Source organism: bacterium (assembly GCA_018812485.1).
In the GTDB taxonomy this organism is placed as follows: Bacteria; JAHJDO01; JAHJDO01; order JAHJDO01; family JAHJDO01; genus JAHJDO01.
In genome coordinates this window covers 23620-30744 of record JAHJDO010000091.1, presented here as the reverse complement: position 1 = coordinate 30744, position 7125 = coordinate 23620, and the positions used below count along the sequence as shown (strand labels likewise).

General features: G+C 37.1%; 6 protein-coding genes and 1 pseudogene. 6 read left to right on the top strand and 1 reads right to left on the bottom strand.

Going from position 1 to position 7125, the window contains the following annotated elements:
* Positions 1 to 215 precede the first annotated feature (215 nt).
* From fusA to KKC91_07305, 5 genes and pseudogenes are all read left to right on the top strand, one after another.
* Positions 216 to 2291, top strand: a pseudogene (gene fusA, locus KKC91_07325) (elongation factor G).
* Positions 2292 to 2296: 5 nt separating this feature from the next.
* A complete protein-coding gene (locus KKC91_07320; GenBank protein ID MBU0478362.1) occupies positions 2297 to 3040 on the top strand; it encodes a YebC/PmpR family DNA-binding transcriptional regulator in 744 nt (247 codons plus the stop codon).
* Entirely contained in the window at positions 3040 to 3561 is a 522-nt protein-coding gene (ruvC, locus tag KKC91_07315) for a crossover junction endodeoxyribonuclease RuvC (GenBank protein MBU0478361.1), read from the top strand. Before KKC91_07320 ends, ruvC begins: the two co-directional genes overlap by 1 nt.
* Positions 3527 to 4126 carry a Holliday junction branch migration protein RuvA gene (gene ruvA, locus KKC91_07310; GenBank protein ID MBU0478360.1) on the top strand — a complete coding sequence of 200 codons (600 nt, stop codon included), beginning with the start codon at positions 3527 to 3529 and terminating at the stop codon, positions 4124 to 4126. Before ruvC ends, ruvA begins: the two co-directional genes overlap by 35 nt.
* Positions 4119 to 5303, top strand: a complete 1185-nt coding sequence (locus tag KKC91_07305) for a galactokinase (GenBank protein ID MBU0478359.1) — start codon at positions 4119 to 4121, stop codon at positions 5301 to 5303. Before ruvA ends, KKC91_07305 begins: the two co-directional genes overlap by 8 nt.
* On the opposite strand, the gene KKC91_07300 is transcribed toward KKC91_07305, so the two are convergent.
* On the bottom strand, positions 5296 to 6528 hold the full coding sequence (locus KKC91_07300; protein ID MBU0478358.1) for a LysM peptidoglycan-binding domain-containing protein: 1233 nt from the start codon (positions 6526 to 6528) through the stop codon (positions 5296 to 5298). The genes KKC91_07305 and KKC91_07300 overlap by 8 nt on opposite strands.
* 235 nt (positions 6529 to 6763) lie before the next feature.
* Between KKC91_07300 and KKC91_07295 the strand changes: the two genes are divergently transcribed.
* Positions 6764 to 7102, top strand: coding sequence for a histidine triad nucleotide-binding protein (locus tag KKC91_07295; GenBank protein MBU0478357.1), 339 nt, complete (start codon positions 6764 to 6766; stop codon positions 7100 to 7102).
* Positions 7103 to 7125: the final 23 nt, after the last annotated feature.

Here is a 7125-nt window from a genome sequence, read left to right as displayed (position 1 = left end):
CCTGATGAGAAAACTGGCATATCTGAAATCAGGTGCTGGTATGACAATAGGCTTATTGGTGTTCAAACAGCTAAAAATGAAGACCTAAATATTGTGCACTTTTAAACTTTAAACTGTGCACTTTTAAATTTTAGCTAACATATTCTTATTGAAAAGATAAATATCGCTGTGCTATAGTTCGGAGGATATATTTACACTAGCAAAAGGGGGGATTTATGAAGGAATGCACCAGCGAAAACATAAGAAATATTGTTCTGGTAGGGCAAGCAAGCTCTGGTAAGACTTCTCTTGCAGAAGCAATTCTATACAACTGCGGGGGTTCAAACAGACTGGGCAAGGTAGACGAGGGGTCAAGTAATTTTGATTATCTTCCTGAAGAAACACAAAGAATGACAACAATAACTTCAAAGGCCTGTGCATGTGAATATGATGATATCAAAATAAATGTTATTGATACTCCTGGTTATGCTGACTTTACAGGAGAACTAAACTCTGCGCTTAGGGTTGTAAATAATGTGATAATAATATGTGATTCTACAGCAGAAGTTAGCTTGCAGAATGAGAGGATCTGGAACCTGGTAAAGTCTGAAGCTTCGAGCAGATTGATTTTTGTGAATAAAATAGGTAAGGATGGTTCAAATTTTTTCAAGATTATTGAGTCTGCTGCAAAAACATTCAAAGAAAGGGTTATCCCTTTACAGATTCCGATTGGAGAAGGATTATCATTTAATGGAATTATTGATTTATTAAATATGAAGGCAATTGTTTTTGATGGACAGAGGTCAAAGACAGAGGATATTCCAGAAGCTCTTTCAGGTCAAGCAAATCAATACAGAGAAAAATTAGTTGAGGCATTAGCTGAAACAGATGACACCTTGATAGAAAAATATCTTGAAGGGAAGGAGCTCTCTCAGGATGAACTTTCCAACGCATTAAGTAAAAGCATTCAGTCAAGATTGTTTATTCCAGTGATGTGCGGCTCTGCATTAAACAATACAGGAGTAAGATTGCTTACAGATATAATAATATCTTCTATGCTGTCTCCTGTTGTAGATAATGCTGTATCAGGGAAAAAGCTTAACACAGATGAAACTGTAGAAAGGAAAGCTAATGATTCGGACCCATTTAGTGCCTTGGTATTTAAAACCGTATCCGAGCCTCATCTTGGGGAGCTGAGCTTTTTCAGGATATATTCAGGCACAGTATCTTCTTCATCAGATGTTTATAATTCCTCCAGAAAAGAGAAAGAAAGGCTTGGACAAATTGTGCAAATGCAGGGAAAGAATAAAATAGATGTAAATAAGCTCCATACAGGAGATATTGGAATAGTTGCTAAACTAAAAAAAACAAAAACAGGTGATACTTTATGTGATCATGGGAATCCTATTTTGTTTTCTCCTCCTAAATTCCCTCTGCCGATTATATCATTCTCAATCAAGCCTGAGGCAAGAAAAGACGAAGATAAAATTGGTACGGCTTTGACTAGATTAAAAGAGGAAGATCCCACATTAGGAGTGGAAGTTGATAAGGAATTCGGACAAACAATTATTTCCGGGCTTGGAGAGCTTCATTTGGAGGTTATTGTAAGTAAACTGGCAAAAAAATTTGGTGTGAATGTTAGTATGGAAAAACCAAGAATTCCGTATAGAGAAACAATAAAGAAATCTGCAAAAGGGCATACTAAATACAAAAAACAATCTGGAGGACGCGGACAATATGCTGAGGTATATATTGAAATTGAACCGTTGGAAACTGGCAAGGGATTTGAGTTTGTTAATAAGATAGTTGGAGGCGCTATTCCAGCCAGATTTATTTCTTCAGTTGAAAAGGGGTTAAATCAGGCAATTCAAAAAGGAGTTATTGCTGGCTATCCAGTTGTTGATTTAAGTATATCTCTGTATGATGGCACATTTCATACTGTTGATTCCTCTGATATAGCCTTTCAGATAGCTGCCTCTATGGCGTTTAAGGATGCTATGACAGTGTCAAATCCTGCATTGATGGAACCAATCATGGAGACAGAGGTTACGGTTCCTTCTCAATATATGGGAGATGTTAATGGAGACCTGAACTCCAGACGCGGGAGAATTATTGGAATTGATACAGATGAAAACACTCAAACAATAAAGGCGAATGTTCCTTTGGCTGAGCTCTATAAGTATGCAACAGATCTTAAATCTATGACACAGGGAAGTGGTACTTACAGCATGCAATTTTCGCATTATGAACAGGTTCCTGCGCAAATAAGCATTAAAGTTGTTGAGGAAACAGAGAAAATGAAGAAAGGGTAGAATAGATGTCAGGTCATTCAAAATGGGCATCAATCAAACATAAGAAAGCGAAAGTTGATGCGCAGCGTGGAAAGACATTTACAAAGCTTATTAAGGAAATAACTGTTGCTGCGCGCAGTGGTGGAGGCGATGTCAACGCTAATGCCAGACTAAGAAGTGCTATTCAGGTAGCAAAAGACGCCAACATGCCTGCGTCAAATGTAGAGCGTGCAATTAAAAAAGGGACAGGGGAATTACCCGGAGTAAACTACGAAGAGCTTGCGTATGAAGGATACGGTCCTGCCGGAGTAGCTATTTATGCAGAACTTCTTACTGATAATAAGAATCGTACAGCTTCTGAAATAAAACATGTTTTCTCAAAAAATGGCGGACATCTTGCTGAAGCAGGAAGTGTAGCGTGGATGTTTGAGAAAAAAGGCTTATGTCATGTTAAAAAAGATGCTGTACTTGAGGATAGACTTATGGAAATTGTTTTAGATGCCGGAGCTGAAGATATGAACACAGAGAGTGATTTCTACGAGATCATAACTAATCCTCAAACTTTTGAGCAAGTAAAGGCAGCAATTCTAAAAGAAGGCATCACTCCTGAGCTGGCAGAAATAACTATGGTGCCTAAGAGCACAGTTTCTGTTGCAGGGAAAAAGGCTGAACAGGTGCTTCATCTTATGGAAGAACTCGAAGATCATGATGATGTGCAGCATGTTTATAGTAACTTTGATATCTCTGATGAGGAAATGGAAAAGATATAGTGCGCATTCTTGGTGTTGATCCAGGCGTTGCCAGAACAGGCTACGCAGTTATAGAAACCCAGCAGGGAAAAGATGCTCTTTCGCCTTTAAGATTTGGATGCATAGAAACATCCAAAGATGAGCCATTTTTTAATCGTCTCAAGATGATTTATGCTAAAATCTCTGATATAATAGAAAAGTATAATCCTGATGTCCTTAGTATCGAAGAATTGTTTTTTTGCAAGAATGTAAAAACTGCTCTTCAGGTAGGACAAGCAAGAGGGGCAATTATAGTAGCTGGTGTTAATGCTGATCTTGAAATAGCGTCCTATACCCCTTTGGAAATAAAGCTGGCTATAGTAGGATATGGAAAAGCGTCCAAACAGCAGGTACAGTTTATGGTAAAAAAGCTTTTGCGTCTCGAGGAAACACCAAAGCCCGACGATGCAGCAGATGCTTTGGCTATTGCCCTGTGTTATATAAATCGATCAGTACCTAGAGGAAAAAATGATAGGATACATAGAAGGAAAGTTATCGGTTAAAACGCCAGCCCTTATTGTTATGGATGTTAGCGGACTTGGCTATGAGATGCACATTTCGCTGACAACGTATAATCAAATTGGTAAAATCGGCGAAAAACTGAAGATTTTTACCCATCTTTATGTAAGAGAAGATAAGTTAGAGCTTTATGGCTTTGCGACTGAAGATGAGAAGGGGTTTTTCAAAACACTAATTTCAATATCAGGGATAGGGCCAAGTGTGGCTATAAGGATTTTATCTGCTATAAAAGTTGATAGATTTAAGGCTGCCGTTGTGGATGAAGATGTTGGAATATTAACCACAATCCCAGGCATAGGCAAAAAAACTGCACAGCGAATCATAGTAGAACTCAAGGATAAAATAGGTGTTTTAACAAACAGAGAAAAATCTTATCTGATTGGCAAAGACCCTGAGGAACGTTCTGTAATCAATGACAGTATATCCGCATTGGTTTCATTGGGGTATTCCCGCGCTATTGCACAAAGAGCTGTTGACAGGGTGCTGTCTGAGACAAAAGAAGAGATAAAGATAGAAGAGCTTATACGAAAGTCCCTCAAGTTTGTATAAATTTAACATAAAAAATATCAAAAATACATATCAAGAGTTCTTTAAAAAGGATTCTCAAGACTTACTTACTGTCTCTGCTCCCGGACGGATTAACTTGATTGGTGAACACACTGACTATAACGGGGGATTTGTTTTGCCTATTGCTATAGATAGAAATATTTGTATGGCTGGAACAAAACGCAATGATAAAATTATACGAGTATACTCAATAGATTATGACCAGAATGTTCAGTTTGATCTTGATTCTATTCAGTTCAATAAAGAAAAGATATGGGTAAATTATATTGGGGGAGTACTAAAGTCTTTATTAGAGATAAAAGCTGATATTAATGGTGCAGATATTGTTTTTGGAGGAGATATCCCTGAGGGAGCTGGACTTAGCTCTTCTGCTGCGCTTGAAGTTGCGACAGTATATTTTTTCAAAATACTGTTTGACCTGGAGATATCCTCTATGGAAATGATTAAACTATGCCAAAGAGCAGAGAATAAGTTTGTTGGAGTAAATTGCGGAATCATGGACCAGTTTGTTTCTATGCTGGGGAAAAAAGGGCATGCACTGTTTCTAGATTGTAGAGATCTTTCTTATAAAAATATACTTTTAAAATTAGAGGGATTTAACGTGGTTGTTGGTAATACAAATGTGAAAAGAGAACTTGCCAGCTCAGAATATAATAAGCGAAGAGCAACGTGTGAAAGAGCTGTATCCAGTCTTAAAAGATTTCTTCCGCAAATAGAAACGCTTAGAGATATATCTATAGAAGAATTTGAAATATACAGACATACACTTGATGAAACCGCACAGAAAAGATGCAAGCATGTTCTTTATGAAAATAGACGTGTATTAAACGCCATAAATTCTCTGGGCAGGAATGACATACTTGAGTTTGGCAGGCTAATGAATGAATCACATGAGAGCCTAAAGAGTGATTATGAAGTAAGCTGTCTTGAACTTGATATAATGGTGGATATTGCGAGAAGTATTGATGGTGTAATTGGCTCCCGAATGACCGGCGGTGGTTTTGGAGGCTGCACTGTTAATATTGTTAAAAAAGATGTTATTGATAAATTCTCTCAAGTAGTAAGCAAAGAATACGAAAAGAAGACAGGTATTAAATCCCATATCTATATTTGCAACCCTGAGGATGGTGTAAAAAAATATCTTAAGATTCTTATTTGATAGGCTCTAACGCTTGCCATGAGACTTTATAATTATTGCTTGCACTCCATAATAGCCATCCGCATGCATTAGCTTCTTTAGCAGCTTTTATCTCTTCAAGAATGTAATCTTTATTCCACTTGGAAGGTGTTACTTTGTATGGAAATGCCTGAAGCCATGGTCTTATAATAATACCTGTTTTCTCTGTAGCAATTCTGGTTTTTTTACAACCTTGTGAAATAAAATAGTATGAATGGTCTGCAGGATTCTTCTTGCCTTCAAATGTTCCATAGAAATGAGATGGATACAGCATAGGGCTTATTATATCAGCATATCTTGCAAGATCCTGAATTCTCTGACCTGTGATTTCTTCATCTTCCTTTCGCTGCCAGGCCATGATTGCATAAACGTCTATGGATAATAAGACTTTCTTTCTGCGTGTTAATTCATAAGCTCTTTTCAAGAAACTCGTTATAATCGTATGTTTTTCCATTCGAGTCTCATCAAATGAATACTTTGCATCCTTGACATTCCCCATTGCAGGAAATCTGAGATAATCAAACTGAATCTCGTCCACACCCAAATCGCATAGCTCTGTAACCAGGTCAAGATTATATTTCTGGACCATCTCAAGAGAGGGATCCACCCACTTAATCTTTCCCTTTTGTTTCCACACGCCTCCGCCAGACTTGCTCTGCACAGCTAAATCAGGGCATTTTTTAGCTAAGATCTCATCACAGAAAAGCGCAATTCTTGCTACAACATGTATATCCTCTCTATGCAAAAGATATATCATTTTACTTATGTCTCTTATTTGAGATTTTTCGGTAGCGCCTATTTCCTTTGCGAGCGGTACTGAGCTTTTATATGTCACTATGCCATCAACATCTTTCACGTCAAAAACTATGGTGTTTCCTCCAAAAGATTTCAGTTTTTTTGCTAATGTCAAAATTCTTTCTGTTCCTGCTGTATTGCCGGTTATGTATATTCCTTTGGCATTAAAAAATTTGTCTTTTGTGATTGTTTTTGCCTTGACAGGCTTTGTTCTGACAACAGGAATCCTGAGTTTCTTATTTGTCTTAAGATCTATCCGGTTAACACCATTAAGTCTTTTTATTTCTTTAACTAATGATGATAATGAGTAGAAGTCGCTCAGAGGGAGATAATTATCTGCAATTTTATATAATGATTCTCCTTTTCTTACAGTATGAGTTATGAAAGAGGATGAGGAAGCGTATAATGGCAAAAGGCAAAATCCAAGTAAAAGCCAGATACTAAATAAAATACGAAATTCTAATATCGAAATCCGAAACAAATTCAAAATTCTAATTTTCAAAATACTAAACATTAGACCAGAAGCTATCACTTTTCATAAGGCAAGTCAAGCACATGGAACATTTACTTGTTTTTTGTAGCATGATTATATATATTTCACTCGGAAACATTATAAATACTCAGCGAAGGTTTTAGGAGTGTATATCATGAGCGATTGTTTATTCTGTAAAATTATCAATAAGGAAATTCCAGCAGAAATAGTATATGAAGATGATGAGGTTATAGCATTTAAAGACATAAAACCTGTTGCCTCCACGCACATCTTAATAGTTCCAAAGAGTCACATTCCAACGATTATCGATGTCGACGACAATGTGTTAATTGGGAAAATACATAAAATAGCTGTAGAAATGGCAGAGAAAAATAACATTGCTTCTTCAGGTTTTCGCATAGTATGCAACTGCAACAAACATGGCGGACAAGAGGTGTTTCATCTGCATTTCCATCTTATAGGCGGGAGAGTTATGAATTGGCCTCCGGGCTAATTTGACAAATTTCGTATCATCAT

What these genes read in the sequence shown, in the direction of transcription:
- KKC91_07295 (MBU0478357.1), top strand. Translation starts at nt 6,764, where the DNA reads ATGAGCGATTGTTTATTCTGTAAAATTATCAATAAGGAAATTCCAGCA.
- ruvA (MBU0478360.1), top strand. Translation starts at nt 3,527, where the DNA reads ATGATAGGATACATAGAAGGAAAGTTATCGGTTAAAACGCCAGCCCTT.
- KKC91_07320 (MBU0478362.1), top strand. Translation starts at nt 2,297, where the DNA reads ATGTCAGGTCATTCAAAATGGGCATCAATCAAACATAAGAAAGCGAAA.